The organism is Amycolatopsis sp. NPDC050768, from assembly GCF_040654155.1.
Lineage (GTDB): Bacteria > Actinomycetota > Actinomycetes > Mycobacteriales > Pseudonocardiaceae > Amycolatopsis.
In genome coordinates this window covers 138,800-164,725 of sequence record NZ_JBFAHL010000022.1, presented here as the reverse complement: position 1 = coordinate 164,725, position 25,926 = coordinate 138,800, and the positions used below count along the sequence as shown (strand labels likewise).

General features: G+C 70.4%; 27 protein-coding genes. 19 read left to right on the top strand and 8 right to left on the bottom strand.

Annotation, left to right across the window (positions count from 1 at the left end):
• The first annotated feature begins 84 nt into the window (after positions 1–84).
• Positions 85–915: a fumarylacetoacetate hydrolase family protein gene (locus tag AB0H62_RS43300; RefSeq protein WP_360592165.1), complete on the top strand. Its 831-nt coding sequence runs from the start codon at positions 85–87 to the stop codon at positions 913–915.
• Here the strand turns inward: AB0H62_RS43300 and AB0H62_RS43295 are convergent.
• Complete coding sequence (locus tag AB0H62_RS43295) at positions 899–1,684, bottom strand: polysaccharide deacetylase family protein (RefSeq protein ID WP_360592164.1); 786 nt, start codon at positions 1,682–1,684, stop codon at positions 899–901. The two genes, AB0H62_RS43300 and AB0H62_RS43295, sit on opposite strands and share 17 nt — an antisense overlap.
• Positions 1,685–1,837: 153 nt before the next feature.
• Between AB0H62_RS43295 and AB0H62_RS43290 the strand changes: the two genes are divergently transcribed.
• Positions 1,838–2,377, top strand: coding sequence for a VOC family protein (locus AB0H62_RS43290; protein ID WP_360592163.1), 540 nt, complete (start codon positions 1,838–1,840; stop codon positions 2,375–2,377).
• Between the two features lie 51 nt (positions 2,378–2,428).
• Here AB0H62_RS43290 and AB0H62_RS43285 read toward each other — a convergent pair whose 3' ends face one another.
• Together AB0H62_RS43285 and AB0H62_RS43280 are read right to left on the bottom strand one after the other, a co-directional pair.
• The gene (locus tag AB0H62_RS43285) at positions 2,429–2,989 is read right to left on the bottom strand and encodes a carboxymuconolactone decarboxylase family protein (protein ID WP_360592162.1); all 561 of its coding nucleotides are present in this window, start codon (positions 2,987–2,989) and stop codon (positions 2,429–2,431) included.
• 49 nt (positions 2,990–3,038) lie between these two features.
• Positions 3,039–3,467: a GFA family protein gene (locus tag AB0H62_RS43280; protein ID WP_360592161.1), complete on the bottom strand. Its 429-nt coding sequence runs from the start codon at positions 3,465–3,467 to the stop codon at positions 3,039–3,041.
• A gap of 341 nt (positions 3,468–3,808) precedes the next feature.
• Here AB0H62_RS43280 and AB0H62_RS43275 point away from each other — a divergent pair, with 341 nt between their 5' ends.
• Together AB0H62_RS43275 and AB0H62_RS43270 are read left to right on the top strand one after the other, a co-directional pair.
• The gene (locus tag AB0H62_RS43275) at positions 3,809–4,690 is read left to right on the top strand and encodes a patatin-like phospholipase family protein (RefSeq protein WP_360592160.1); all 882 of its coding nucleotides are present in this window, start codon (positions 3,809–3,811) and stop codon (positions 4,688–4,690) included.
• Positions 4,691–4,750: 60 nt separating this feature from the next.
• Positions 4,751–5,311 carry a TetR family transcriptional regulator gene (locus AB0H62_RS43270; protein ID WP_360592159.1) on the top strand — a complete coding sequence of 187 codons (561 nt, stop codon included), beginning with the start codon at positions 4,751–4,753 and terminating at the stop codon, positions 5,309–5,311.
• Between the two features lie 36 nt (positions 5,312–5,347).
• Here AB0H62_RS43270 and AB0H62_RS43265 read toward each other — a convergent pair whose 3' ends face one another.
• Positions 5,348–5,725 carry a hypothetical protein gene (locus tag AB0H62_RS43265; protein ID WP_360592158.1) on the bottom strand — a complete coding sequence of 126 codons (378 nt, stop codon included), beginning with the start codon at positions 5,723–5,725 and terminating at the stop codon, positions 5,348–5,350.
• 90 nt (positions 5,726–5,815) lie between these two features.
• Here AB0H62_RS43265 and nadE point away from each other — a divergent pair, with 90 nt between their 5' ends.
• The gene (gene nadE / locus AB0H62_RS43260; protein WP_360592157.1) at positions 5,816–6,658 is read left to right on the top strand and encodes an ammonia-dependent NAD(+) synthetase; all 843 of its coding nucleotides are present in this window, start codon (positions 5,816–5,818) and stop codon (positions 6,656–6,658) included.
• 45 nt (positions 6,659–6,703) lie between these two features.
• Here the strand turns inward: nadE and AB0H62_RS43255 are convergent, their stop codons facing one another.
• Both AB0H62_RS43255 and AB0H62_RS43250 read right to left on the bottom strand, forming a co-directional pair.
• Positions 6,704–7,558, bottom strand: a complete 855-nt coding sequence (locus AB0H62_RS43255) for a transporter substrate-binding domain-containing protein (protein WP_220240348.1) — start codon at positions 7,556–7,558, stop codon at positions 6,704–6,706.
• A gap of 8 nt (positions 7,559–7,566) precedes the next feature.
• Entirely contained in the window at positions 7,567–8,403 is an 837-nt protein-coding gene (locus tag AB0H62_RS43250; RefSeq protein ID WP_220240349.1) for a transporter substrate-binding domain-containing protein, read from the bottom strand.
• Positions 8,404–8,520: 117 nt separating this feature from the next.
• Between AB0H62_RS43250 and AB0H62_RS43245 the strand changes: the two genes are divergently transcribed.
• A complete protein-coding gene (locus AB0H62_RS43245; protein WP_360592156.1) occupies positions 8,521–9,258 on the top strand; it encodes an SDR family NAD(P)-dependent oxidoreductase in 738 nt (245 codons plus the stop codon).
• A gap of 51 nt (positions 9,259–9,309) precedes the next feature.
• On the opposite strand, the gene AB0H62_RS43240 is transcribed toward AB0H62_RS43245, so the two are convergent.
• Positions 9,310–10,311: a LacI family DNA-binding transcriptional regulator gene (locus AB0H62_RS43240; RefSeq protein WP_220247694.1), complete on the bottom strand. Its 1,002-nt coding sequence runs from the start codon at positions 10,309–10,311 to the stop codon at positions 9,310–9,312.
• 226 nt (positions 10,312–10,537) lie between these two features.
• Here AB0H62_RS43240 and AB0H62_RS43235 point away from each other — a divergent pair, with 226 nt between their 5' ends.
• From AB0H62_RS43235 to AB0H62_RS43175, 13 genes are all read left to right on the top strand, one after another.
• Positions 10,538–12,055: a sugar ABC transporter ATP-binding protein gene (locus AB0H62_RS43235; protein ID WP_360592155.1), complete on the top strand. Its 1,518-nt coding sequence runs from the start codon at positions 10,538–10,540 to the stop codon at positions 12,053–12,055.
• Positions 12,056–12,146: 91 nt separating this feature from the next.
• Positions 12,147–13,190 carry an ABC transporter permease gene (locus AB0H62_RS43230; RefSeq protein WP_220240351.1) on the top strand — a complete coding sequence of 348 codons (1,044 nt, stop codon included), beginning with the start codon at positions 12,147–12,149 and terminating at the stop codon, positions 13,188–13,190.
• Positions 13,183–14,226 (top strand): ABC transporter permease, encoded by a 1,044-nt coding sequence (locus AB0H62_RS43225; protein WP_360592154.1) that lies wholly within the window; start codon positions 13,183–13,185, stop codon positions 14,224–14,226. Before AB0H62_RS43230 ends, AB0H62_RS43225 begins: the two co-directional genes overlap by 8 nt.
• Positions 14,227–14,244: 18 nt before the next feature.
• Positions 14,245–15,318 carry a rhamnose ABC transporter substrate-binding protein gene (rhaS, locus tag AB0H62_RS43220; RefSeq protein ID WP_220240353.1) on the top strand — a complete coding sequence of 358 codons (1,074 nt, stop codon included), beginning with the start codon at positions 14,245–14,247 and terminating at the stop codon, positions 15,316–15,318.
• Positions 15,319–15,389: 71 nt separating this feature from the next.
• Complete coding sequence (locus AB0H62_RS43215) at positions 15,390–15,728, top strand: L-rhamnose mutarotase (RefSeq protein ID WP_220240354.1); 339 nt, start codon at positions 15,390–15,392, stop codon at positions 15,726–15,728.
• 11 nt (positions 15,729–15,739) lie between these two features.
• Positions 15,740–16,915, top strand: a complete 1,176-nt coding sequence (rhaI, locus tag AB0H62_RS43210; protein WP_360592175.1) for an L-rhamnose isomerase — start codon at positions 15,740–15,742, stop codon at positions 16,913–16,915.
• A gap of 2 nt (positions 16,916–16,917) precedes the next feature.
• On the top strand, positions 16,918–18,948 hold the full coding sequence (locus AB0H62_RS43205; RefSeq protein WP_220240355.1) for a bifunctional aldolase/short-chain dehydrogenase: 2,031 nt from the start codon (positions 16,918–16,920) through the stop codon (positions 18,946–18,948).
• A 12-nt stretch (positions 18,949–18,960) separates the two neighbouring features.
• The gene (locus AB0H62_RS43200) at positions 18,961–20,412 is read left to right on the top strand and encodes an L-fucose/L-arabinose isomerase family protein (RefSeq protein ID WP_360592153.1); all 1,452 of its coding nucleotides are present in this window, start codon (positions 18,961–18,963) and stop codon (positions 20,410–20,412) included.
• Positions 20,413–20,426: 14 nt separating this feature from the next.
• The gene (locus AB0H62_RS43195; RefSeq protein WP_360592174.1) at positions 20,427–21,887 is read left to right on the top strand and encodes a rhamnulokinase family protein; all 1,461 of its coding nucleotides are present in this window, start codon (positions 20,427–20,429) and stop codon (positions 21,885–21,887) included.
• Positions 21,884–22,609, top strand: coding sequence for a (Fe-S)-binding protein (locus tag AB0H62_RS43190; RefSeq protein ID WP_220240357.1), 726 nt, complete (start codon positions 21,884–21,886; stop codon positions 22,607–22,609). The genes AB0H62_RS43195 and AB0H62_RS43190 overlap by 4 nt, the downstream gene beginning before the upstream one ends.
• A gap of 17 nt (positions 22,610–22,626) precedes the next feature.
• The gene (locus AB0H62_RS43185) at positions 22,627–24,078 is read left to right on the top strand and encodes a lactate utilization protein B (protein ID WP_360592173.1); all 1,452 of its coding nucleotides are present in this window, start codon (positions 22,627–22,629) and stop codon (positions 24,076–24,078) included.
• Positions 24,075–24,656 carry an LUD domain-containing protein gene (locus AB0H62_RS43180; protein WP_360592152.1) on the top strand — a complete coding sequence of 194 codons (582 nt, stop codon included), beginning with the start codon at positions 24,075–24,077 and terminating at the stop codon, positions 24,654–24,656. Before AB0H62_RS43185 ends, AB0H62_RS43180 begins: the two co-directional genes overlap by 4 nt.
• A 98-nt stretch (positions 24,657–24,754) precedes the next feature.
• Positions 24,755–25,408, top strand: coding sequence for a response regulator transcription factor (locus AB0H62_RS43175; RefSeq protein WP_220240359.1), 654 nt, complete (start codon positions 24,755–24,757; stop codon positions 25,406–25,408).
• Here AB0H62_RS43175 and AB0H62_RS43170 read toward each other — a convergent pair.
• Positions 25,405–25,767 carry a response regulator gene (locus AB0H62_RS43170; RefSeq protein WP_360592151.1) on the bottom strand — a complete coding sequence of 121 codons (363 nt, stop codon included), beginning with the start codon at positions 25,765–25,767 and terminating at the stop codon, positions 25,405–25,407. The genes AB0H62_RS43175 and AB0H62_RS43170 overlap by 4 nt on opposite strands.
• Positions 25,768–25,926: the final 159 nt, after the last annotated feature.

Below are 25,926 nucleotides of genomic sequence, written 5' to 3'. Positions count from 1 at the left end.
CGGTGCTGTGCCGAGATCGTTGACAGCCGCGGACCGCCCCGCTCAGGGTGACGCTCGAAGCTCCCGGAGAGAGGACGGACGACCATGCGGATCACCCGGTTCGAGGACGCGCGCGGAACGGGTATCGGGGCGCTGACCGACGGCGGGCTGCGCCGCCTGCCGTGGCCACGCCTCGACGACCTGTTCGCGGAGCCGGACCCGGCGGCGGCCGTGCGGGCCGTCGACGTGCGCGGGCTTGAACCCGTCGGCGAGCACCGGCTGCTGGCGCCGACCGCGGAGCGCTGCCAGCTGATCGCGACCGGTGGCAACTACGACGACCACGTGGCCGAGGGCGGCCGGACGGTCACGGAACCCGTGTTCTTCCCCGCGTTGTGGAGCTCCATCCTCGGTCCGGGCGGCGAGATCGTGAAGCCCGCCGAGGACACGTTCCTCGACTACGAGGTGGAGTTCGCCGTGGTGATCGGCAAGCGGGTTTCGAAGCTGACGCCCGAAACCGCGATGGACGCGGTGTTCGGCTACACCGTCACCAACGACGTCAGCGCCCGCGAAGTCATGGCGGGCAACAAACTGCAGATCATGCTCGCCAAGTGCCTCGACACCTTCTGGCCGGTCGGTCCGCACGTCGTGACCGCGGACGAGGTGCCCGACCCGGGCCGGCTGAAGGTGACTTCTTCGCTGAACGGACAGCTGCGCCAGTCGGGCAGCACCAGCCAGCTGATCTTCGACGTGCCCACGCTGCTGAGCAAGCTCACCGCGTCGATCACGCTGCACCCCGGCGACATCGTGACCACGGGCACGCCGGGCGGGGTCGGCTACTTCCGGACCCCGCCCGAGTCGATGCGGCCCGGCGACGTGATCACCGTCGAGGTCGAGGGTGTCGGGGCGCTGACCAACCGCGTCATCGCGGGGTGGTAGCCCTGAGGTAGTCGGCGACCTCGCCGCACGGCGCGAGCCAGAGCCGGTCGTCCGCACGCAGCTGCTCCACTAGCCGGGCGAGCGTGTCGAGCCGCTCGGGCGTGTCGAGCCACAGGGGGTGGAAGATGAAACTCACGTAGCCGCGCGCGTCGACCGTTTCCTGGGCGACGGTCCGGTAGGCGGCCAGCATCTCGTCGGGGCCGAGCACCACAGTGGACGGTGGGCGGCGCAGGGCGGGGAAGTGGTAGGTCCCGTCGATGGTGTCCCAGCGGAACGGCAGCAGCGCTACGCCGTCGACGAGACCTGCCGGCCCGCCGGCCGGCGAGACGAACTCGATTCCCGCGTCGCGCAGGATGTCCAGCGAGCCGGCGGTCAGACCGCCGCCCGGGGGCCGGAAACCGCGGACGGGCACGTCGGTCTCCTGGAACAGGGCCATCGACTGGGTGATGAGCGCGCGCTGGTCGTCCTCCGGCAGCTCGCCCCACGCTTCGTGCTGGTAGGCGTGGCAGGCGAGCTCGTGGTCTTTCGCGATGGTGCGCAGGGCGTCGGGGTAGACGGTCGCGTTGAAGGATTCGACGAAGAAGGTCGCGCGCGTCTCGCCCAGGACAGCCAGCACCTTCGGTAGATTCTCGCGCACGCTGGGGTGCTCGCCCAGCGGCGCGCCGGCAGGCCACCGGCCCCGACCCAGGTCGGCGGCCTCGCCGAGATTGTCGAACGTGATGCTCACGGCCGCGAGTTTTCCTTCGGGGCCCCACGTGGTCACACCCATTGACGGTCCTTTCGGTGGTTTCCGCCCATGTTGTGGCGGGACTTCCCGGGGTGTCAACGCGCGCGGGCCGACTCAGGTCGTTCGACTGATTCGGACTGGCGACGCGCGTTTCTACTGTCGAGGCGAGGACAACGTGGACAAGGAGGTCTCGCAGTGGGAGCAACGATCAAGTACCAGGGCGTGAGCCATCTGGCTCTGGTGTGCGACGACATGGCCCGGACAGTCGAGTTCTACGAGAACGTGATGGACATGCCGCTCGTGAAATCGATGGAGATGCCGGGCGTGGGCCAGCACTTCTTCTTCGACATCGGCAACGGCGACGCGCTCGCTTTCTTCTGCTACGACGACGCACTGGTCCGGCCCGCCGCGCCGGGCATCGCGGCGCCGGGGACGAATACGGACGTGTCGGCCAACGGCTCGATGCACCACATCGCGTTCCGCATCGAGCCGGACGAGGTCGAGGCTTGCTGCGAGCGGTTCGCGAAGCTGGGCGTGGACTACCAGTTCAAGGCGCACAACAAGAGCTCCGACGGCCAGGACCTGTCCGATGTGGACGACGAGGACACGTTCTGCGCCTCGATCTACCTGTGGGACCCGGACGGGATCCGCCTCGAGCTGTGCGCGTGGCTGCCCTCGTGGTACGAGCTCGGCAACGACGTGGCCCCGATGTCGCGGAAGGTTCCCGTGGCGTAAGCGTCTGTGTTTCGCTACGAGCGGGCGACCCCGGCCGGGGTCGCCCGCTTTTCACTGTGGCCCCTCGACGCCGAAGACGTGCAGCTGCATCGCGATGAGCTGGTAGTAGCCGACCACAGTGGACAGCTCGAACAGCTTCGCCGCGCCGAGCTTCGAGACGGCGTCGGCGTAGTCCTCATCGGTGAGCTTGCCGTTGTCGACCAGCCGACGGGTGGTCGCGACGATCGCCTGCTCCTCGGGATCGACGAGTTCCGGCTCCCGGCCCTCGCGCAGCGCGGTGATCTCGTAGTCCGTCAACCCGAGTTGCCGGCCGACATGCTCGTGGGCGAACTGCTCGTATCCGCTCTCCCGCGAAGCGGCGACCATCAGGATGGCCAGTTCCCGGGCCCGGTCGGACAGTTCTCCGCCGTGGCGCAGCGCCGCGCCGAGCCGCTGCAGCGCGTCGCCGACCGGCGGGTTGAGCAGCATGGCGTTGAACGGCCCCGCGAGCGTCCCGTCGGGGTCCACGATGCCGAACGGGTTCCGTGCGCGCGGCCCCGCCGTGATCGACTCGTAGAGGCTCCGCTGGTCATCGGTCAACGCGGCGGGGGCGATGCGGGGAATCCGGCTCATGCCAGGAATCCTAGTGAAATCCCGTCCGTCGTGGCCTTCTTGGCGCGAACTACCGCGCGTCGCCGTCGAAGCGCGCTCTGGTGGGATGCGGCGTGAGCCAGTCCTGCGCCCGGCGCCACCACACGTCGGCGAACGGCGCGAGGCCGGTGCGGTCGTCGAGGGTGCTGCCCTTGACGATGAGGGTTTCGGGGCGTTCGTGGAGGATCGTGAAGATCGGGGTGCCGCAGTCGCCGCAGAACAGGCGGTCGCGCAGGTGACCGTTCTCGGTCCCGGTCGTGTGGTGGACCTTGGGCGTGCCCTCGATCTTCACCGCGTCCCGCGCCACCAGGACGTTCTCCGAGAACGCCGAGCCCGTGTGGCGCTGGCAGTCGTCACAGTGACACAGGACGACACCGTCGGGCAGGGCGTCGAACCGGTAGCTGATGGCGCCGCAGAGGCAGTGGCCTGTTCGTGACGCGCTGACGGCTGGAACGGTCATGGCGAGATCTCCTTCTCCCGATTGGGCAGCCGAGGCAGGAGTCGCACGTGGACAGTCCCGGGTGGCTGTGTTTCAAGTATTGCAAGGGAAGAACCTCGGAACCTGCCCCAGCTGAACGGCGGATGGGTGTGCGTACCACCGCCGGAGACAGGTTCGCGCGGCGACCTGGAGCGAAGCTCGTACTGCCGGGCCGGCAGGGAAGCCGTGAATGCCGCAAGTCATCGCTCGTAGACATCGACTGTAGACATCACGTGTAGACTAACGAGTGACAGTACACGGAACCCCACTGCGGGTCGGGTGGTTCGTGCGCCCGTTTCGGCAACCGTGAAGGAGAACGTGCCATGCCGCCGTCTAGCGAGACCGTTCCGCTGACCGCGCTCGTCCTCGGGGGCGGTGGTCCCGTCGGTGCCGCGTGGACCTCGGCTCTGGTGCACCGGCTGGAGACCGCCGGGCTGCCGCTGTCCGAGTCCGGGGTGGTGGTGGGCACGTCGGCCGGGTCGGTCGTCGGCGCGTGGCTGACGATGGATCCGGCCGGGCTGACCATCGTGCCTGCGATGATGCGGGAGCGCGCGGCCTGGCACACCGGGAACGCCGCGGCCGGCCGCGGCGACCGGAGCTTGTTCCAGCGCCTGGCTCAGGACACCTCGGAGGGACCTGAGCGGGCACAGCGGATCGGTCAGGCCGCGATCGCCGCGGTGCCGCCGGTTTCGGAAACCGAGGCGGACGCGATGTGGACCCGCGCGCTACCGAGCGGGGAGTGGCCGCGTCGGCTCCGGATCACCGCGGTGAACACGGAGACCGGCCTGGTGCGAGGGTGGTCGCCGGCCGACGGCGTTTCCGTCGCGGTCGCGGTGGCGTGCTCGACGGCGGCGCCGGGCGTCGCGCCGCCCGTGAGCGTGGCCGGCGTGGCCTGGGTCGACGGGGGAGTGCGCTCCGGCACCAACGCCGACTTGGCCGTCGACCCGGGGTGGCACGACGGCCGCACTCTCGAGCCGGGCCGTGTGCTCGTGGTGGCGCCGATGGTGTCCGCGGATCTCGCCCGCGAGGAGGCCGCTCTCGCCGAGCGCGGCCACCGCGTGCGGGTGATCACGGCGGACCCGTTCTACGAGAAGCCCCACGATCTGCTCGACCCGCGGTTCGTCGACGTCGGGGCCGAGGCCGGCGCCCGGCAGGCGGACGGTCTGGCCGAGGACCTGCTGAAGTGGTGGAACGAGCCGATCTGACCAGGCCCGGTTCCAGTAAGGTCCACCGGAACGATCACCTCACGGCACAAGGATCCCGGGATGCCCGACTCTTCGCCTCCCCGTCGTCGCGACGCCGCGGCCAGCCGCGACCGGCTGCTGGCCGCGGCCGGCGAGCTGTTCGCCGACCGCGGCTACGACCAGACGACGGCCCGGGACATCGGCGAACGCGCCGGCGTCGACCCGACGATGATCGCGCGCTACTTCGGCGGCAAGGCGCAACTGTTCATCGCCGTGCTGCGCGCCGAGGGCGAACCGGGCGAGCGGCTTCCCGACATCCTGGAGCCGGCCCGGCTGAAGGGCCTGATCGAGCGCACCGGCACGCGCGGGCCGGGCCCGATCCTGCAGGCCGCCATCCGGCCATACGACAATCCGGAAGCCCAGGAAGCCGCGCTCGCCGAACTGGACCACCGCGTCCTGACCCCGCTGCGCGAGCGGTTCGTGCGCGAGGGCGTGGCGAACCCGGAACTGCGCGCCGAAGTGCTTTCGGCCGCGTTGATCGGCGTGATCCTCGGCCGGCACGCGGGAACGTTGGAGCATTTGGCGGACGCCGGCACCGAAGAGTTGCTCGCCCTGGTGCAGGAGATCCTCGGCACCGAGTGAGACCTGAGACCTGCTGGTGTCCTGAAAGGACAGCGCTCAGGAACTCGGGCTCGTGACTCGGCGCAGGGCGTCGAGGGTGGATTCCGGGGAGGTGTTGAAGCAGAACGTGATGCCCGGGACCAGTTCGACCACGACGTTGACGAGGCGTTCGAACAGCAGGGTGTGCTCGGCGGCCATGCGGACGCCCGCGCCGATCATCGCCGCGGTGACGGCGTTCGCGGCGAGGCAGTCGCGGACCTGCTGCTCAGCGGCGTCGGGGTCGGCCGGGACGTGGCAGGGCACGAGGTCGAAGCCCGCGTCGCGCACGGCGGTCTCGCCGGCGGTGATGCGGGAGGTGAGGGTGGCCTCGTCGAGGCCGGGGTGACGGCTGTAGTCGAGGGTGCCGGGGTGCAGGCCGAGCGAGAGGATGGCCACGGGGCGGGTCCCCTTTCGGGTGGAGGAGGCCACCTCGAGGCTAGCGGCGCGGTGCTCGGGCGGGCAGGTGGCGCCAGTAAGGTACGGCGGATGGAGAACCTACGGCAGCAGATTCTCGCCGAGCTGGGCGTCAAGCCGGTCATCACGCCGAAAGCCGAGATCCGGCAGCGGGTCGACTTCCTCAAGGACTACCTGCGCTCGACGCCGGCCAAGGGCTTCGTGCTCGGCATCAGCGGCGGCCAGGACAGCTCGCTGACCGGCCGGCTGTGCCAGCTCGCCGGCGAGGAGCTGCGCGAGGAGGGGCACGACGCCACGTTCGTCGCAGTGCGGCTGCCCTACGGCGTGCAGGCCGACGAGGAGGACGCGCAGATCGCGCTGGAGTTCATCAAGCCGGACCATTCGGTCACGGTGAACGTGAAGCCCAGCGCGGACGCCGTCGCGACGGAGGCCGCGCTCGGGATGAGCGAGCTGCTGGGCGAGGCGCCCGGCCTGCGCGACTTCGTGCGCGGCAACATCAAGGCCCGCGAGCGCATGGTGATCCAGTACTCGATCGCCGGGCAGCTGAACCTGCTGGTCGTGGGCACCGACCACGCTGCAGAGGCCGTCACCGGCTTCTTCACCAAGTACGGCGACGGCGGTGTCGACATCACGCCCCTGACCGGGCTGACCAAGCGCCAGGGCGCCGCGCTGCTGCAGGAGCTGGGCGCGCCGCCGAGTGTCTGGCAGAAGGTGCCGACCGCCGACCTCGAGGACGACAGGCCCGCCCTGCCCGACGAGGTGGCCCTGGGCCTGAAGTACTCCGAGCTCGACGACTATCTCGAAGGCCTCGACGTGACCCCGGAGGTCGCGGAGAAGGTGGAGTCGATCTTCCTCAAGACGCGCCACAAGCGGACCGTGCCGATCAGCCCGCTCGAGGACTGGTGGCGGAACTGACCCGCGGGTGAAGGGCGGCCGGGTCCGTGAACCCGGCCGCCGTCGTCACTTGGCCGTGGGATCCTTCTGGACCTGCGCCTGCAGCGAGGGCCAGTACTGGAACAGCGAGCTCGGGTACTCCTGCCCCGGGAAGTACTGGTGGTACAGCTTGAGGAACGTGCCGTCGTCGACCACGGCGGCGAGCTGCTTGTTGTAGTCGGCCAGGAACTTGTCGAGTCCTTTTCGGACGGCCATCGCCTCGGGCAGCGGGTTCTGCACCGAGACACCGACCTTCAGCCGCCCGGGGTGCTGGGCGAAGACCGTGATGGCCTGCACGGAGCTGACGACGAAGCCGTCGAGGTTGCCGTTGAGGAGCTGGTCGATACCGGTGGCGTTCGTCTGGACGCTCACGACACTGGCCTGCGGCAACGTCTTCGCGGCGAAATCGGCTTGTGCGCTGCCGATGCCGACGCCTACGCGCTTGCCGTTCAGGTCGGCGACGGTCTTGGCCGGCGAATCGGAGCGGACCAGCACGTCGTTGGCGTCCACGTAGAACGGCGTGGTGAAGGCGACGTTGCGCTTGCGTTCCTCGGACATCGTGAGGTCGGCGATCATCATGTCGTACTGGCCGGCGGTGACCAGCGGCAGACCGGCGCCAACGGTGGAGAGCTTGTAGGTGATCTTGAGACCCATGCGCTTCGCGATGACGTCGTTGAGGTCGATCAGCATCCCGGCCGGCTTGCCGCTCGCGTCGGGTGACACGAACGGCGCGTCGCCTTGCGGCACACCGGCGGTGATGGTGCCGGGTACCGCGAGGCCGTAGGGGTCCGTGCTCGCGGAGTCGCCACCGCCGCAGGCGGAAACGGTCAGCAGCCCGGCTGCCGCGAGCGCGGCGAAGGCGGTCCGGAATCGTCGGCGCATTTCTTACTTCATCTGCCCTTCTGGATCTGGTCCCGGAGCTGGGGCCAATAGGTGAACATCTGCGACGGGTAGGGCTCGCCGGGGAAGTACTTGTCGTACAGGCGAAGGAAAGTGCCGTCGTCCATCGTGGTCTTGAGCTGGTCGCCGTAGGCCTTCTCGAAGGCGGTGAGCTTGCGGTTGACCGGCATCGCCGAGGCCTGCTCGTGCGGCGCGGAGTAGGCGATCTTGACGCGGCCGGGGTTCTCCTGGAGCACGGTCGGGACCTCGGTGGAGGCCAGCACCATCGCGTCGAGGTTGCCGTTGAGGAGCTGGGTCACGCCCGCGCTGTTGGTGGGCTGCGAGATGAGGGTGGCGCCGGGGACCTTCGCGGTGACGAACTCGGCCTGCGCGCTGCCCAGCCCCGCGCCGACGCGCTTGCCGGCGAGGTCTCCGGCCACCTTGGTGGCCGAGTCGGTGCGGACCACGACGTCGTCGGAGGCCAGGTAGAACGGCTTGGTGAAGTCGACGCTCTTCTTGCGCTCCGCGGTCGGCAGCATGCCGATCGCGAGCATGTCGAGCTGCCCGGCCGTGACCAGCGGCAACCCGGCGCTGACGGTGGTCATCCGGTAGGTGATCTTGAGGCCCATCCGCTGGGCGATCACGTCGTTGAGATCGACCAGCAGGCCCACCGGCTTGCCGGTCGCGTCGGGGGAGACGAACGGCGCGTCGCCCGCCGTGACGCCCGCGGTGATGGTGCCGGGTTCGGCCAGTCCGAGGCCGTCGGGTTGGTCGCCCGACCCGCACGCGGCGAGTGAGACGAGCGCGGTGGTCGCGATCAGGATCCGCCGGATCCGCAGAGCTGCCATAGCTCCCTCCAGGCACCGGCTCGCGGGGCGCGGGCTCGGTGGTCTGGTATTTCTTAGGCTCATAAGACCAGGTTGTCAACTGTCGGGCTCGCGCTCGCGTCTGGTAGAGGTCGTGGCATGACAGACCTCATCGACCTGGCCGGCAAAACGGTCATCGTCACCGGCGCCTCCTCGGGAATCGGCGCGTCGACCGCCCGCCGCCTCCACGCGGCCGGCGCTTATCCCGTGCTCGCGGCCCGCCGCGCCGACCGCCTGACCACGCTCAGCGACGAACTCGGCGGCGCCCTCGCCGTCCCCACCGACGTGACCGACCCCGCGCAGGTGGCCGCCCTCGTCGCGGCCACCCTGGAACGCCACGGCCGCGTCGACGGCCTGGTCAACAACGCCGGCACCAGCCTCCACGGGCCCCTCGACCAGGTCGATCCCGCCGCCTTCGGTGCGACGCTGCAGCTCAACCTGGTCGGCCTGCTCGCCGTGACGCAGGCCGTCCTGCCCGCCATGCGGCAGCAGGGTTTCGGCCGCATCGTCAACATCAGCTCCGGCACCACCCGCCGCGTCGCGGTCGGCGTGGGCGCGTACGCGGCGAGCAAATCGGCCGTGAACATGCTCAGCGCGGTGCTCACGCAGGAACTCGCGGCCGACGGCATCGCTGTGTCGCTCCTGCTGCCGTCGATCACCGCGACGGAGTTCGCGGACGGCCGGTTCACGCTCGGCGCGTCGCCGATCCCGGGGATGGTGGTGCAGAGTGCGGATTATGTGGCCGGTGTGATCTTGCGGCTGCTGCGGACGGGGGAGGAGTCGTTCGATATTCCGCACGGGGTGGAACAGCCGGAGATCACTCGCGTGCCGGAATGATTCCGAAGCAGGTCCACTGTGGATCTCTGATGAAGACCATCCACAGTGGATCTACTTCGTTCGCAAAGTGGACGCTCGCACCACCAGCTCCGGAAGATACGTCACCTGCTGGTGCACGTGCCCCGGGTCCGACGTCTCCTGGATGAGCAGCTCCGCGGCCGTGCGGCCGAGGCGGTGGCGGGGCTGGCGGACGGACGTGAGGGGCACGGTGGCGGCCGCGGCGAAGTCGATGTCGTCGTAGCCCACGATGGCGAGGTCGGCCGGGACGGAGATGCCCAGGGCGGCGCAGCTGCGCAGGAGGCCCAGAGCGAGCAGGTCGTTGGCGCAGAACGCGGCGGTCGGGCGGGTGGCCGAGGGCAGGCCGGCCAGGCGCTGGCCCGCGTTGCTGCCGTCCTCGACGGTGAGCTGGGGGGTGGCGAGGTCGACCAGGTGGTCGGGGCCCAGGCCGGCCGCGAGCAGGGCCCGCAGGGCGCCCTCGCGGCGGTCGCGGACCTGGCCGAGGGTGAGCGGGCCACCGACGTAGGCGATGCGGGTGTGGCCCTGGTCGAGCAGGTGGCGGGCGGCGAGCTCGCCGCCGCGGACGTCGTCGACGGCGACGGAGCAGTGTTCGGTGCCGGGGCGAGTGCGGTCGACGATGACGACCGGCGTGCCGCGGCGCGCGAGTTCGGCCAGGGCAGGGGAGTCCGGGTCGACCGGGGTGATGAGGACGCCCTGCACGCGTTGCTGTTCGAGGCGGCGGAGGTAGGCGGCCTCGCGTTCGGCGAGGTTGGCGCTGTTGCACACGAACAGTGACAGGTCGTCCGCGGCCGCCGCGTCCTCCATGCCGGCGGCGACGTCGGTGAAGAACGGGTTGCGCCCGTCGAGCATCACGTAGGCGAGCACGCTGCTGTGGCCGGCGCGCAGCTGGCGCGCCGACTCGTTGCGGACGAAGCCCAGCGCGGCCATCGCGGCTTCAACTCTGGTCCGCGTCTTCGGGCTCACGCGCTCCGGCCGGTTGAGCACGTTGGACACCGTGCCGAGCGAAACGCCGGCCGCCGCGGCCACGTCCTTGATCCCCGCCGCCCGCGGTGCGGGGGCCGCGACCTCGTTCGAATCTTCCACCGCCACCCCACCCTGTGTTCAAGTCGCTGTGTTGAAACGTGACAATCACGGGTTGCTGCCTGAAAAACCGCGACTGCCTCGAGATGTGCCTGGCAGCCTTTTTCGTTGACTTCCCGTTCGGACACATAGTAGCGTCACCGCGCCAGGTTTGTGAAACCTTTCAATCCCGGAGGTCGCGATGACGCGGCAGGAGCGCGACCGAGTGCCACTGCTCGAGGTCCGCGGGGTCACGAAGTCGTTCGGCGCGGTCGCGGCGGTCGCGGGCGTGTCGTTCCCGCTGTACGCCGGCGAGGCCCACGCGCTGGTCGGCGAGAACGGCGCGGGCAAGTCCACGATCGTCAAAATGCTGGCCGGAGTGCACCGCCCCGACCAGGGCGAGCTGCTGACGGACGGGCGGGAAGCCGAGTTCTCCTCACCCGCCGACGCGAAGGCCGCGGGCATCGCGGTGATCTACCAGGAACCGACGTTGTTCCCCGACCTCACGGTCGCCGAGAACATCGTGATGGGCCGCCACCCGCGTGGCCGGCTGGGGATGATCGACCGCGCGGCGATCCGCGCCGAGGCCGAACGGCTCTTCGCCCGCTTGGGCGTGCGGATCGACCCGAACCGCCCGGCGCGCGGGCTTTCCATCGCCGACCAGCAGATCGTGGAGATCGCCAAGGCGCTCAGCGCCGACGCGCGCGTGCTCATCATGGACGAGCCCACCGCCGCGCTGAGCCTGGTCGAGGTCGAGCGCCTGTTCTCGGTGGCGCGGGCGCTGCGCGACGAGGGCGCGGCGATCATGTTCATCTCGCACCGCTTCGAGGAGATCGTCGACCTGTGCCAGCGCGTGACGATCATGCGCGACGGCCGTCACGTCTCCACCGACGCGATGGAAGACGTGACCGTGGACGAGATGGTGCGCCGCATGGTCGGGCGTGACCTTGACGCGCTGTTCCCCAAGCAGGACGTGGAACCCGGCGCAGTGGTGCTCGAAGTGGACGGTCTGACACGCGAGGGTGTGTTCCGCGATGTCTCCTTCGAGGTTCGGGCCGGGGAGATCGTCGCGTTTGCCGGGCTGGTGGGGGCCGGTCGGTCCGAAGTGGTCCAGGCGGTGTTCGGAGTGGACGAACGCGACGCCGGAGTGGTGCGGCTCAACGGGAAGAAGCTCAAGCCCCACTCGCCGCGTGCGTCGATGGCGGCGGGCATGGCGCTGGTGCCGGAGGACCGGCGGCAGCAGGGGCTGGTGATGGACCTCTCGATCGAGCGCAACGTCACGCTGCCGCGGGCGAGAGCACTGTCGAAACTCGGCTTGCTCCTCGGCCCGGGCGAACGCCGGGAAGCGTTGCGCTGGACCGAACGCCTGCGCACCAAGTACGGCCGGCTCGGCGACGCGGTCGGCACGCTCTCGGGCGGCAACCAGCAGAAAGTGGTGCTGGCCAAGTGGCTTTCGATGGCGCCGCGCGTGCTGATCGTGGACGAGCCGACGCGTGGCATCGACGTCGGCACCAAGGCCGAGGTGCACCGGCTGATGTCCTCGCTGGCGGCCGAAGGCGTCGCGGTGGTGATGGTGTCCTCGGAGCTGCCCGAGGTGCTGGGCATGGCCGACCGCGTGCTGGTGATGCGCGAAGGCCGGATCGTGGCGGAGATCCCGCGCGCCGAGGCCGACGAGAACTCGGTGATGTTCGCGGCGATGGGACAAGGGGCGGTGGCATGAGGACTGCTCGAAGGTCCGAATCGTCAAGCACGGGGATCGTCCGCACGCCCGCCGCGGCGAACACGACACGAACGTCGGAAAAGGAGGCCGCGTGAACGCGACCAAGGTGGCGGCCCCGCCACCCCGCCAGGCGAGCCCGGGGGAGCGGCGATCGGTGTTCGGGACCGTGTTCAAGGCTCGCGAGTCGGGCATCGTGCTGGCATTGATCGTGCTCGTGGTGTTCACCGCGACGCAGAACTCCCGGTTCCTTTCGGGGCAGAGCATCCGCGACATCCTGCTCGGCACGGCGATCCTCGCGGTGCTGGCCGTCGGGCAGGCCGTCGTGATGATCACCCGCAACATCGACCTGTCCGTGGGTTCGGTGCTCGGTCTGTCGGCCTTCGCCGTCGGCACGATGCTGCGCGACAACCCCGGCCTGCCGGTGATCGTGGCACTGCTCGCAGGCCTGGTCGTCGGCGCCGCGTGCGGCCTGATCAACGGCGCGGTCGTCCGGTTCGGCCGCGTGCCGGCGCTGGTCGTCACCCTCGGCACGCTGTACGCGTTCCGTGGCGCGGTCTACTTCTGGGCCGGCGGGCAGCAGATCAACGCCGACAAGCTCCCGCGCTCTTTCCTCGACTTCGGCGACGCGTCGGTGCTCGGGGTGCCGTGGCTGGTGCTGATCGCGGTGCTCGTGATGGTCATCGCCGGCGTGGTGCTGCGCAACTACCGCGGCGGCCGTGAGCTGTACGCCATGGGCTCGAGCCCGCAGGCCGCGCAGCTGGTGGGCATCAAGGTCGGGCGCAACACCACCATCGCGTTCCTCGTCAGCGGAGCGCTGGCCGGCCTTGCGGGCGTGCTGTTCGCGGCCCGGTTCGGCACGGTCGACGCCGCGGCCGGCACCGGGTACGAGCTCAACGTCGTGGCCGCCGCGGTTGTCGGCGGGGTCGCCGTGTTCGGCGGCAGCGGTTCGGTGTGGGGCGCGAGCCTCGGCGCGCTGCTGCTGACGGTGATCGGCAGCGCGCTGGCCGTGCTGGACATCGACCAGTTCTGGCAGCAGGCGATCGTCGGCGCCCTGATCCTGCTGGCCATCGGCGCCGACCGGCTTGTCGCCGTACGCGTCGCCAAGGCACTGAAGAAGAGGGATTCCCATGTCTGATCCCACCACCGCGGCCCGGCGGCCCGCCTGGCTGGCGCGGCTCGCGAGCTGGGACGTCGCCGTGATCGCGATCGCGATCGTGGTCCTGCTCGTCGCGTCGGGCACCATCGACAACTTCGGCACCGGCCGCAACTACACGTTCCTGCTGCTGGACCTCCTGCCGATCGCGCTGATGGCGCTGCCGATGACGTTCATCATCGTCACCGGCGAGATCGACCTGTCGGTGGCGAGCACGCTCGGCCTCACGTCCGCGGTGATGGGTTCGCTGTGGAACTCCGGGTTGACGATCGAAATGATCATCCCGCTGTGCATCGTGCTGGGCGCGGTCCTCGGCGCGGTGAACGGCTTCTTCGTCACGGTCCTGAAGCTGCCTTCGCTGGCCGTCACCATCGGCACCATGGCGCTATACCGCGGCCTCGCGTTCGTGGTGCTCGGCGACAGCGCGGTGGCCGACTTCCCAGGCTCCTACACCTCGTGGGTGACGGGGACGCTCGGCGGCAGCTCGATCCCCAACGTCCTCATCCCGCTCATCGTGCTGGCCATCGTGTTCGGCGTGGTCCTGCACGCCACCCCGATCGGGCGCGGTGTGTTCGCGGCCGGAGCCAGCGACACGGCGGCGCGGTTCGCCGGCATCCGCACCGGGCGCACGAAGTTCTGGCTCTACGTCGTGAGCGGCGCGGTCGCCGGGCTGGCCGGGGTGCTGTGGACGCTGCGCTACTCCAGCGCCCGCGCCGACAACGGGTTCGGTCTCGAGCTCGCCGTGGTGGCGGCCGTGCTGCTGGGTGGCGTCTCGATCTTCGGCGGCAAGGGCACGCTGCCGGGCGTGCTCGGTGGTGTGGTGCTGCTGTCGGCATTGCAGAACGCGTTGCGGCTGCAGGACGTGTCGAACGAGGCGCTCAACATCGTGACCGGCGTGCTGCTGATCATCTCGGTGCTGCTGCCCAACATCCTCTCCTCCTCTCGCGCCGCGCTGCAGCGGCGCAGGCGACGATCCCCGTCCCCGAAAGCCGGAGCTCTCGCCGGCGCCGAGCAGTAACCCAGAAAGGTGACGAAGATGTCCCGACGAATCCTGACCGGCGTCGTGTCGGTGGTGAGTGCGGCAGGCCTGGTCTTGAGCCTCACCGCGTGCGGTGGCACCACGAAGAACGACAGCACGGCATCCGGCCCGGCCGCGTCCACCGCGTCCGCGGACCCGAACGCGGCGAGCAAGCAGGGCGTGAAGATGGCGTTCCTGCCCAAGCAGCTCAACAACCCCTACAGCGACATCGAGGTCGGCGGCGGCAAGACGGCGCTGGATGAGCTCAAGGGCACCTACAAGCTTGTTGGGCCGAACGACGCCAGCGCGTCCTCGCAGGTCAGCTACATCAACACGCTGATCCAGCAGCAGCAGGACGTGATCGGCATCGCTGCCAACGACCCGAACGCGGTGTGCCCGTCGCTCAACCAGGCCCGCAGCGCCGGCATCAAGGTCGTGGCGTTCGACTCCGACGCGGCGAAGAACTGCCGCGACGTGTTCATCAACCAGGCCAGCACCCAGGGCATCGGCGAGCAGCTCGCGAAGATGGCGAACGAGCTGGCCGGTGGTGAGGGCGAGATCGCGATCCTTTCGGCGACGCCCAACGCGACCAACCAGAACGCGTGGATCGACGTGATGAAGCAAGAACTGGCCAAGCCGGAGTACTCGAAGCTGAAGCTCGACAAGATCGCCTACGGCAACGACGACGACCAGAAGTCGTTCCAGGAGGCCCAGGGCCTGCTGCAGTCGTTCCCGAACCTGAAGGTGATCGTGTCGCCGACCACCGTCGGCATCGCGGCCGCGGCCCGTTACGTGAGCTCGTCGAGCTACAAGGGCAAGGTCGCCATCACCGGGCTGGGCACGCCGAACCAGATGCGCGCGTTCGTCAAGGACGGCACGGTCAAGGAGTTCGCGCTGTGGAACCCGGCCGACATCGGCTACCTCGCCGCCTACGCGGGTGTGGCGCTGAGCTCCGGGCAGATCACCGGCGCGCAGGGCCAGAAGTTCAAGGCCGGCAAGCTCGGTGAGTACACGATCGGTGCGGACGGCGAGATCGTGCTCGGCCCGCCGACCGTCTTCAACGCCGACAACATCGACAAGTTCAACTTCTGAGCGGATCCGGCCGGGCCTGCGCGGCCCGGCCGGATCCGCCGGACCCATCGAGTCCACCGAGGACGGAGACCGTGGCGCGATACTGCTTCCAGCTGCAGGTGCGGCCCGAGCGGATGGCCGAGTACGCCGAGCGCCACCGCGCCGTGTGGCCGGACATGCAGGCGGCCCTGCGCGACACCGGCTGGCGCAACTACTCGCTCTTCCTGCGTGAGGACGGCCTGCTGATCGGTTACGTCGAGGCCGACGACCTCGCCGCGGCGCAGGCCGCGATGGCCGAGACCGAGGTGAACACCCGGTGGCAGGCCGAGATGGCGCAGTTCTTCACCGGCCTCGACGGCCGCGGGCCCGACGAGGGGTTCGCCCTGCTCACCGAGGTTTTTCATCTGGACGACGAGCGCGCGAGCGCGTGACGGGAAAAGACGTGATCGACTTGCCCGACCTGACAGCCGTGAAATCCGCTCTGCGGGCGCAGCGGATCGAGACCCCCTCGTGGGCGTTCGCCAACTCCGGCACCCGGTTCAAGGTCTTCACCCAGGCGGGGGTTCCCCGCACGCCCGAGGAGAAGATCACCGACGCGGCCACCGTGCACCGCTTCACCGGAGTCGCGCCGACCGTCGCGTTGCACATTCCGTGGGACCGGGTCGACGACTTCGCCGCGCTGCGTTCTTATGCCGAGGACCTCGGTGTGGGGATCGGCGCCATCAACACCAACGTGTTCCAGGACAACGACTACAAGCTCGGCTCGGTCACGAACCCCGACCCGGGCATCCGGCGCAAGGCGACCGACCACCTGCTCGAGGCGATCTCCATCATGGACGCCACGGGCTCGCGCGACCTGAAGCTGTGGTTCTCCGACGGCCTCAACTACCCGGGCCAGGACGACCTGCGCGACCGCCAGGACCGCCTCGGCGCCGCGTTGCGCGAGGCGTATGACCGCCTGGGCGACGACCAGCGGATGCTCCTGGAGTACAAGCTGTTCGAGCCCGCCTTCTACGCCACCGACGTCCCCGACTGGGGGACCTCCTACGCCCACTGCATCGAGCTGGGTGAGAAGGCGACGGTGTGCATCGACACCGGCCACCACGCGCCGGGCACGAACATCGAGTTCATCGTCGCGTTCCTGCTGCGGGCCGGGAAGCTCGGCGCGTTCGACTTCAACTCGCGTTTCTACGCCGACGACGACCTGATGGCCGGCGCCGCGGACCCGTTCCAGCTTTTCCGGATCCTGTACGAGATCGTGCGCGGCGACGCGCTGGACCCGGCCTACGGCATCAACTTCATGCTCGACCAGTGCCACAACATCGAGGCGAAGATCCCCGCGATCATCCGCTCGGTGATGAACGTGCAGGAAGCCACGGCCAAGGCCCTGCTCGTGGACCGGCCCGCTCTGCGCGTGGCCCAGCAGTCCGGCGACGTGCTCGGCGCCAACGCCGTGCTGATGGACGCCTACAACACCGACGTGCGGCCACTGCTGGCCGAGATCCGCGAGGACGCCGGGCTGGACCCGGACCCGGTCGCCGCCTACCACCGCAGCGGCTACCAGCAGAAGATCGAGGCCGAGCGTGCCGACGGGCAGCAGGCCGGATGGGGAGCATGAGCATGACCGTGCCCGAGGAGCTCATCGCCCGCAGCAACGCGCTGGGCGCCGATCCGCGGAACACGAACTACGCCGGCGGCAACACCTCCGCGAAGGGTGAGGTGCTCGACCCGGTCACCGCCAAGCCCGTCGAACTGTTGTGGGTCAAGGGTTCCGGCGGTGACCTGGGCACGTTGACGGAGGCTGGGCTCGCCGTGCTGCGGCTCGACCGGCTGCGCGCACTCGTCGACGTCTACCCGGGTGTCGAGCGCGAGGACGAGATGGTCGCCGCGTTCGACTACTGCCTGCACGGGCGCGGCGGGGCGGCGCCGTCGATCGACACCGCGATGCACGGCCTGGTCGAGGCGGCGCACGTGGACCACCTGCACCCGGACTCGGGCATCGCCCTGGCCACGGCGGCCGACGGTGCCGCGCTGACCAAGGAGTGCTTCGGCGACCGCGTCGCGTGGGTGGACTGGCGCCGGCCCGGGTTCCAGCTCGGCCTGGACATCGCGGCGGTGAAGGAGGCCAATCCGCAGGCGATCGGCGTGATCCTCGGGGGCCACGGGATCACCGCGTGGGGCGCGACTTCCGAGGAGAGCCGGCGCAACTCGCTGGAGATCATCCGCACCGCGGAGAAGTTTCTCGCCGAACGCGGCAAAGCCGAGCCGTTCGGCATGGTCGTCCCCGGTTTCGAGGGGTTGCCGGAGGATGAGCGCCGCGCACGGGCCGCGGCGCTGGCGCCGCTGATCCGTGGACTCGCGTCCACGGATCAGCGGCAGGTCGGCCACTACACCGATGCCGACGTGGTGCTGGAGTTCCTCTCGCGGGAGAAGCTCGGGCGGCTTGCCGCGCTGGGCACGTCGTGCCCGGACCACTTCCTGCGCACCAAGGTCCGGCCGCTGGTGGTCGATCTGCCCGCGACCGCGCCGCTGGAGGACGTCGTCGCGCGGCTGAAGGAGCTGCACGCCGAGTACCGCGAGTCCTACCGCGCCTACTACGAGCGGTACGCCACTGAGGATTCGCCGGCCATGCGCGGTGCCGACCCGGCCATCGTGCTGGTGCCCGGCGTCGGCATGTTCTCCTTCGGGAAGGACAAGCAGACTGCGCGCGTGGCGGGGGAATTCTACGTCAACGCGATCAACGTGATGCGCGGTGCGGAAGCCGTGTCGACGTATGCGCCGATCGCGGAGAGCGAGAAGTTCCGGATCGAGTACTGGGCGCTCGAGGAGGCCAAGCTCAAGCGCCTGCCCAAGCCCAAGCCGCTGGCCGGGCGGATCGCGCTGGTCACCGGCGCGGGCTCGGGCATCGGGCGCGCGATTGCCGAACGGCTCGCGGCCGAAGGCGCCTGCGTCGCGATCGCGGACTTGAACGCGGAAGCCGCGGCGGAGGTCGCCACCGGGATCGGCGGGGCGGACAAGGCGGTCGCGGTAACTGCGAACGTCACCGAGCCAGCGGCGGTGGCTGCAGCGATCGACGCCACGGTGCTGGCGTTCGGCGGCATCGACCTGGTCGTGAACAACGCGGGCCTTTCGATCTCGAAGCCCCTGCTGGAGACCACGGAACGCGACTGGGACCTGCAGCACGACGTGATGGCCAAGGGTTCGTTCCTGGTCTCGCAGGCCGCGGCGAGGGCGATGATCGCCCAGGGCCTTGGTGGGGACGTCGTGTACATCTCGTCGAAGAACGCGGTGTTCGCGGGCCCCAACAACGTGGCCTACGGCGCGGCGAAAGCCGACCAGGCACACCAGGTCCGGTTGCTCGCGGCCGAGCTCGGCGAGCACGGCATCCGCGTCAACGGCATCAACCCCGACGGCGTCGTGCGCGGCTCCGGCATCTTCGCTGGCGGCTGGGGCGCGCAGCGCGCGGCGGTCTACGGGGTGCCGGAGGAGAAGCTCGGCGAGTTCTACGCCCAGCGCACGATCCTCAAGCGGGAGGTGCTGCCCGCACACGTCGCCGCCGCGGTGTTCGCGCTGACCGGCGGCGACCTCACCCACACCACCGGCCTGCACATCCCGGTCGACGCCGGGGTGGCCGCGGCCTTCCTCCGCTAGGGAGAGGACCTCATGACCGACACGCTCGCGCGGCCCGTCCCGTCCGGACTGGACCGCATCACCCCGCGCCGCACCCGCGTCGGCCTCGTCGCCGGCGGGCTCGGCGCGTACTGGCCGCAGTTCCCCGACCTGCTGCCGCAGTTGCAGGCCTCGGCGCGCCGGGTCGCCGAGCGTCTGTCGGGACTGGACTGCGAAGTGGTCGACGCCGGGTTCATCTCCGACGCGGCCGAAGGCGCGGCCGCCGCGGAGAAGCTGCGGGTGGCCGACTGCGACCTGATCGTCGGCTTCCTGACCACCTACTTGACGTCGAGCATGCTGGTGCCGATCGCACAGCGTTCGGGCTCGCCGGTGCTGCTGCTGAACTTGCAGCCCACCGAGGCGATGGACCACGCGTCCTTCGACACGGGCGCGTGGCTGGCCTACTGCGGGGCTTGCCCGCTGCCGGAGATGGCCAACGCGTTCCGCCGCGTCGGCGTCGAGTTCCGCTCGGTGTCCGGGTACCTGGAAGACGAGCGGGCCTGGGTGAAGATCGCACGGTGGATCAAGGCGGCCGGCGTGCGCGCGGCGTTCCGGCACGGCCGCCACGGCCTGCTCGGGCACCTTTACCCGGGGATGATGGACGTGGCCACCGATCCGACGCTGGTGTCGGCTCAGCTCGGCGGGCACGTCGAGATCCTGGAGGTCGACGACCTGCGCGTGCGCGTGGAGCAGGTCACCGACGCCGAGACGGCGGCCCGGATGGCGCTCGCACGCGAAGTGTTCACTGTGGACGATTCGGTCGTCGACGAGGATTTCGCCTGGGGCGCCAAGGTTTCGGTGGCGCTGGACCGCCTGGTCGGGGACTTCGGGCTGGACTCGCTCGCGTACTACCACCGCGGGCTCGACGGCGAGACCCACGAGCGCGTCGGGGCGGGGTTCATCCTCGGCGCGTCGCTGCTCACGGCCCGCGGAGTGCCCACGGTCGGCGAGTACGAGCTGCGGGCGTCACTGGCGATGCTGCTGCTGGACCGGCTCGGTGCCGGTGGTTCGTTCACCGAGCTGCAGGCGCTGAACTTCCGTGACAACGTGGTGGAGATGGGCCACGACGGCCCGGCGCACCTGGCGATCAGCGCGCGCAAGCCGCTGCTGCGCGGGCTCGGCGTCTACCACGGCAAGCGGGGCTGGGGCGTGTCCGTCGAGTTCGACGTGCAGCACGGCCCGGTGACACTGTGCGGCCTCGGCCAGCTGCGCGACGGCACGTTCGTGCTCGTCGCGTCGGAAGGCGAGGTCGTGCCCGGGCCGCTGTTGCAGATCGGGAACACGACCTCGCGGGTGGACTTCGGTTGCGACCCCGGCGAGTGGATCGACGCGTGGTCGGCCACCGGGGTGAACCACCACTGGGCGCTGGGGACCGGTCACCGCGTCGCCGAGCTGAAGGCGGTGGCGGACCTGCTGGGACTCGAGCTGACCGTGGTGTCCGGCTGATGGGTGTGCGGGTGATGCGCGTGGCCGCCGTCGACCTCGGTGCCACCAGCGGCCGGGTGATGGCCGGGACGGTCGGGCCCGGGCGGCTCGAACTGGAAGAAGTGCGGCGGTTTCCGAACGGCGGCGTCCGGGTCGCGAACGCCACCGGCTCCACGCTGCACTGGGACGTGCTCGGGCTGTACCGCGAGGTGCTGGCCGGGCTCGGCGACGCCGGCGAGGTGACGGGTGTCGGCATCGACTCGTGGGCTGTCGACTACGGGCTGCTCGGCGCCGACGGCCGGCTGCTCGGCAACCCCGTGCACTACCGCGACTCCCGCACCGACGGCGTGGCGGAGTTCGTGCACCGGAGGATCCCCGCGCCGGAGCTGTTCGCCGTCACCGGGCTGCAGGAGCTGCCGTTCAACACGCTCTACCAGCTGGTGTCCGAAGGCGACCGGCTCGCGGCGGCCGAGAAGATGCTGCTGATCCCGGACCTGCTGGGCTACTGGCTCACCGGGAGCGTCGGCGCGGAGCGCACCAACGCGTCGACCACGCAGCTCTACGACGTGCGCGAGCGGACCTGGGCGGCCGGCCTCGCCGAGCGGGCCGGCATTCCGGCGCGGCTGCTGCCTCCGCTGCGCGAGCCGGGGGAGCGAATCGGGACGCTGCTGCCGGCGCTGGCCGAAGAGCTCGGGAAACCGGAGCTGCCGGTGGTCGCCGTCGGTTCGCACGACACGGCGTCGGCGGTCGTGGCGGTGCCCGCCGAGCCCGGCACGAACTTCGCCTACATCTCCTCCGGCACGTGGTCGCTGGTCGGGCTGGAGCTCGACGAACCGCAGCTCGGCGCCTCGGCGCTGGCGGCCAACTTCACCAACGAGACCGGCGTCGACGGCAAGATCCGCTTCCTGCGCAACGTGATGGGCCTGTGGGTGCTCACCGAAACCCTGCGGACCTGGGCCGCGCACGGCGAGCCCGCGGACCTGGCGACAGTGCTCGCGGAGGCGGCCGCCGCACCCGCGCTGGCGGCCGTCGTGGACATCGACGCACCCGAGTTTCTCCCGCCCGGCGACATGCCCGCGCGCATCGCCGCCGCCTGCCGCGAAACCGGGCAGCGGCCGCCGGAAAGCCGGGGCGAGCTCGTGCGGTGCATTGTGGACAGTCTCGCGCTCGCGTACCGGCGCGCGGTCCGGCAGGCCGCGCAGGTCACGGGCCGGCCGGTCGACGTGGTGCACCTCGTCGGCGGCGGTGCCCGCAACGAGCTTTTGTGCCGGCTGACGGCCGACGCGTGCGGCGTGCCGGTGCTGGCCGGGCCGGTCGAGGCGGCGGCGCTGGGCAACGTCCTCGTACAGGCGCGGGCCCTCGGTGCCGGCCTGCCGGACCTCGCGGCCATGCGTAGGCTGATCCGCGAAACCCAGCCGCTGCGGCGTTACCAGCCGGGCGGCGGGAACTGGACCGCCGCCGAGGCGCGGCTGAGCGGGGCGGGAGTGGTGGCGTGAAGGTCGCCGTGCTCGTGACGTGCATCAACGACACGATGTTCCCCGACACCGGCAAGGCGGTGTTCCGGCTGCTGCGGCGCCTCGGCGTCGAGGCGGACTTCCCGGAGGCGCAGACCTGTTGTGGGCAGCCGATGGTCAACACCGGCTACCTCGACGAGGCGGTGCCCGTGGTGCGCGCCTTCACCGACGCGTTCGCCGGGTACGACTACATCGTCACCCCGTCGGGCTCTTGTGCTGGTTCGGCGCGCCATCAGCACCGGATGGTCGCGCGACGCGCCGGTGAGCCGCGGCTGGCGGAGACCGGGCCGAAAACGTATGAGCTGAGCGAGTTTCTGGTCGACGTGCTGGGTGTGACGGATGTGGGTGCGTATTTCCCGCACCGCGTGACGTATCACCCGACGTGCCACTCGCTGCGCATGCTCGGCGTCGGCGACAAACCCTTGCAGCTGCTGCGCAACGTGCGCGGGCTCGACCTGGTGGAGCTCCCTGCCGCTGAAGAGTGCTGCGGGTTCGGCGGGACGTTCGCCGTGAAGAACGCCGAGACGTCCACCGCCATGGGCGCGGACAAGGCCCGCCACGTCCGCGACACGGACGCGGAGGTGCTCGTCGCGGGTGACAACTCGTGCCTGCTGCACATCGGCGGCCTGCTCTCGCGCGAACGCTCCGGCGTCCGCGTGCTGCACCTGGCCGACGTACTGGCCTCGACCGAGGAGGACGCGTGAGTGCCACGTTCGTCGGTATGCCCGCGTTTCCGGCGGCCGCGCGCGAGGCGCTGGCCGACAGCCAGCTGCGCCGCAACCTCGCCCACGCCACCAGCACGATCCGAGCCAAACGCGCGGCCGTGGTCGGGGAGGTGGACGAATGGGAGGAGCTGCGGCTGGCGGGCGCGGCGATCAAGGACAACACCCTGCGGCACCTCGACGAGCACCTGCTGACGCTGGAAGCGGCGTTGCAGTCCCGCGGCGCGACCGTGCACTGGGCCCGTCACGCGACCGAAGCGTGCGACATCGTCGCGCGGATCGCCCACGGCCACGGCGTCGGTGAGGTCGTGAAGGTCAAGTCGATGGCCACGCAGGAGATCGGCCTCAACGAGGCGCTCGCCGCCCAGGGCATCACGGCGTGGGAGACCGACCTGGCCGAGCTGATCGTGCAGCTCGGCGACGATCTGCCCAGCCACATCCTGGTGCCCGCGATCCACCGCAACCGCGCGGAGATCCGCGAGATCTTCCGCCGTGAGATGGCCGCGGTCGGCCGTCCCGCACCGGCCGACTTGACCGACGATCCGGCCGAGCTCGCGGGCGCCGCGCGGCTGCATCTGCGCGAGAAGTTCCTGGGCGCCAGGATGGCCGTGTCCGGCGCGAACTTCGCGGTCGCCGACACCGGCACGCTGGTCGTCGTCGAGTCCGAGGGCAACGGCCGCATGTGCCTGACGCTGCCCGAGGTGCTGGTTTCCGTGGTCGGCATCGAAAAGATCGTGCCAACCTGGTCCGACCTGGACGTGTTCCTCCAGCTGCTGCCACGCTCCAGCACCGGGGAACGCATGAACCCCTACACCTCCACCTGGTCGGGGATCACGCCCGGCGACGGGCCGCAGGAGATGCATGTGGTGCTGCTGGACAACGGCCGCACGCGAGCCCTGGCCGACGAGGTGGGGCGGCAGGCGCTGCGGTGCATCCGGTGCTCGGCGTGCCTCAACGTGTGCCCGGTCTACGAACGCACCGGCGGCCACGCCTACGGCTCGGTGTACCCGGGCCCGATCGGTGCGATCCTCAACCCGTTGCTCAAGGGCGTCGGCGTCGACGAGCAAACCGACTCGCTGCCGTACGCCTCCAGCCTGTGCGGCGCCTGCTTCGAAGCGTGCCCGGTCCGCATCGACATCCCCGAAGTGCTCGTCCACCTGCGCTCCCAGGTCGTGGACGCGCATCGCGGCGGGGCGCCGAAACCCGAAGCGGTGGCGATGAAATCCGCGGCCTGGGTCCTGTCCGACGAGCGGCGGCTCACCCTCGCCGAACGCGGGATGGGTGCGGCGGGCAAGGCGTTGAACCGCTTCGGCCGCGCCGTGTTGCCCGGCGGCCGACGCGCCGTGCGCCGGCTGCCCTGGCCCGCCTCGCTGTGGACCGGCGCCCGCGACCTGCCCGCACCACCGCCGGAGTCCTTCCGCGCGTGGTGGCGCCGGACGGGCCGCCGATGAGGGCGCGCGACGAGATCCTCGCGGCCGTCCGCGGCGCTCTGCGGGACGCCGACCGCGCCGAGGCACCCGTGCCGAGGGGCTACCGCAGCGCACCATCGCCCGCGGACGTGGTTGCCCTCTTCGCCGAACGCGTGGTCGACTACCGCGCCACTCTCAGCCGGTGCACGCCGGCCGACCTGGCCGACACCGTCCGCGCCGCGCTGGGTCCGGCTGAAAACATCCTGGTCCCCGACGGCTTCCCGGTCGGCCTCGGCGGGGCAGCCGACGCCGACGACCTCGACTCCTGCGACGCCGTGGTCACCACCGCGGCCGTCGGGATCGCGCGCACCGGCACGCTCGTGCTCGACCACAGCCCGGGCCAGGGCCGTCGCGCGCTCAGCCTGGTTCCCGACGTGCACGTGTGCGTCGTCCGCGAGGACCAGATCGTGCCGGGAGTACCCGAGGCGGTCGCGCTGCTGGACCCGGACCGGCCGCAGACGTGGATCAGCGGGCCCAGCGCCACGAGCGACATCGAGCTGAACCGTGTCGAAGGCGTGCACGGGCCGCGGACCCTGCACGTGGTGCTCGTCGGTTCGTGACACGCCGCACGAGTTGGTGACGGCTGAAGCGCTATGGGACGATTTGTCCAAGACTTCCGCGGCATCCGGGCAACACCGCGGCGAAAGCGGTGGTGGCGATGACGGTGCCACGAGTGGTCCTGGCCGAGGACGACGTGCTGCTGCGCGAGGGCCTGGCCAGCCTCCTCGACCGCTCGGGGTTCGCCGTGGCCGGTCAGGCGGGCGACGCGGCCGCGCTGCTCGACCTCGTGCGGGAGCACCGGCCCGACCTGGTCCTGGTCGACGTCCGGATGCCCCCGACCCACACCGTCGAGGGGCTCGAGGCCGCGCGGACCATCCGTGAGGAGCTGCCCGAGATCGGCATCCTGGTGCTCTCGGCCCACGCCGACGTCGACCACGCGATGGAGCTGCTGGCCGGCGGCCGTGGCATCGGGTACCTGCTCAAGAGCCGGGTCGCCGACGTGGGGGAGTTCCTCGACACGCTCCGGCGGATCGCCAAGGGCGGCTCGGTCGTCGAGCCTGCGCTGGTGCGGGAGCTCGTCGAGGCACGCCACCGCAACGACCCGCTGGCCGCGCTGAGCGCCCGTGAACGTGAGGTGCTGGGCCTGATGGCCGAGGGCCGCTCCAACGGCGGGATCGCGCGCCGGCTCTGGGTCACGGAAGGGACCGTGGAGAAGCACGTACGCAGCGTGCTGGCCAAGCTGGACCTGCCGGAGACCACGGACGACCATCGCCGCGTGCTGGCGGTGCTGGCTTACCTCGACAACCGCTAGCCGGTCGTGCCGAGCAGGCCCTGGATCGCCCGCGCCGACAGGATGGCCTTGGGCAGGAACCCGACCGCGGGACCCTCGGCGATCACGTCGCGGTAGTCCTCTTCCGCGTGGGTCGAGATCACGATGATGTGCGACGAGCCGCCGGCGTCCGTGCGCGCCAGGCGCCCGACCAGGTCGAGACCGCTCTCGCCGCCCAGGTCGATGTCGACCAGCACGACGTCGGGGCGTAGCTCGTCGACGGACCGCAACGCTTCCGCTCCGCCCCGGGCCACCCCTGCGACCGTGACTCCCTCACGCTCCAGCAACCGACGAGCCGCGGCCAGGAAACCCGGACTGTCGTCGACGATCAGGCACCGCACGTGTCCACCCTCCCAGAACCACGCACTACGCGCATTCCCGCTAACCGGTACGGCCACGGCCGGTCACCCCGTCCGCGTACACCTCGTCGAGCTGGTGCAACCGGATGCGCCGCAGCGCCTCCGAGAAAGTGCAGGCGCCGTACCAGAACCAGCCGCAGG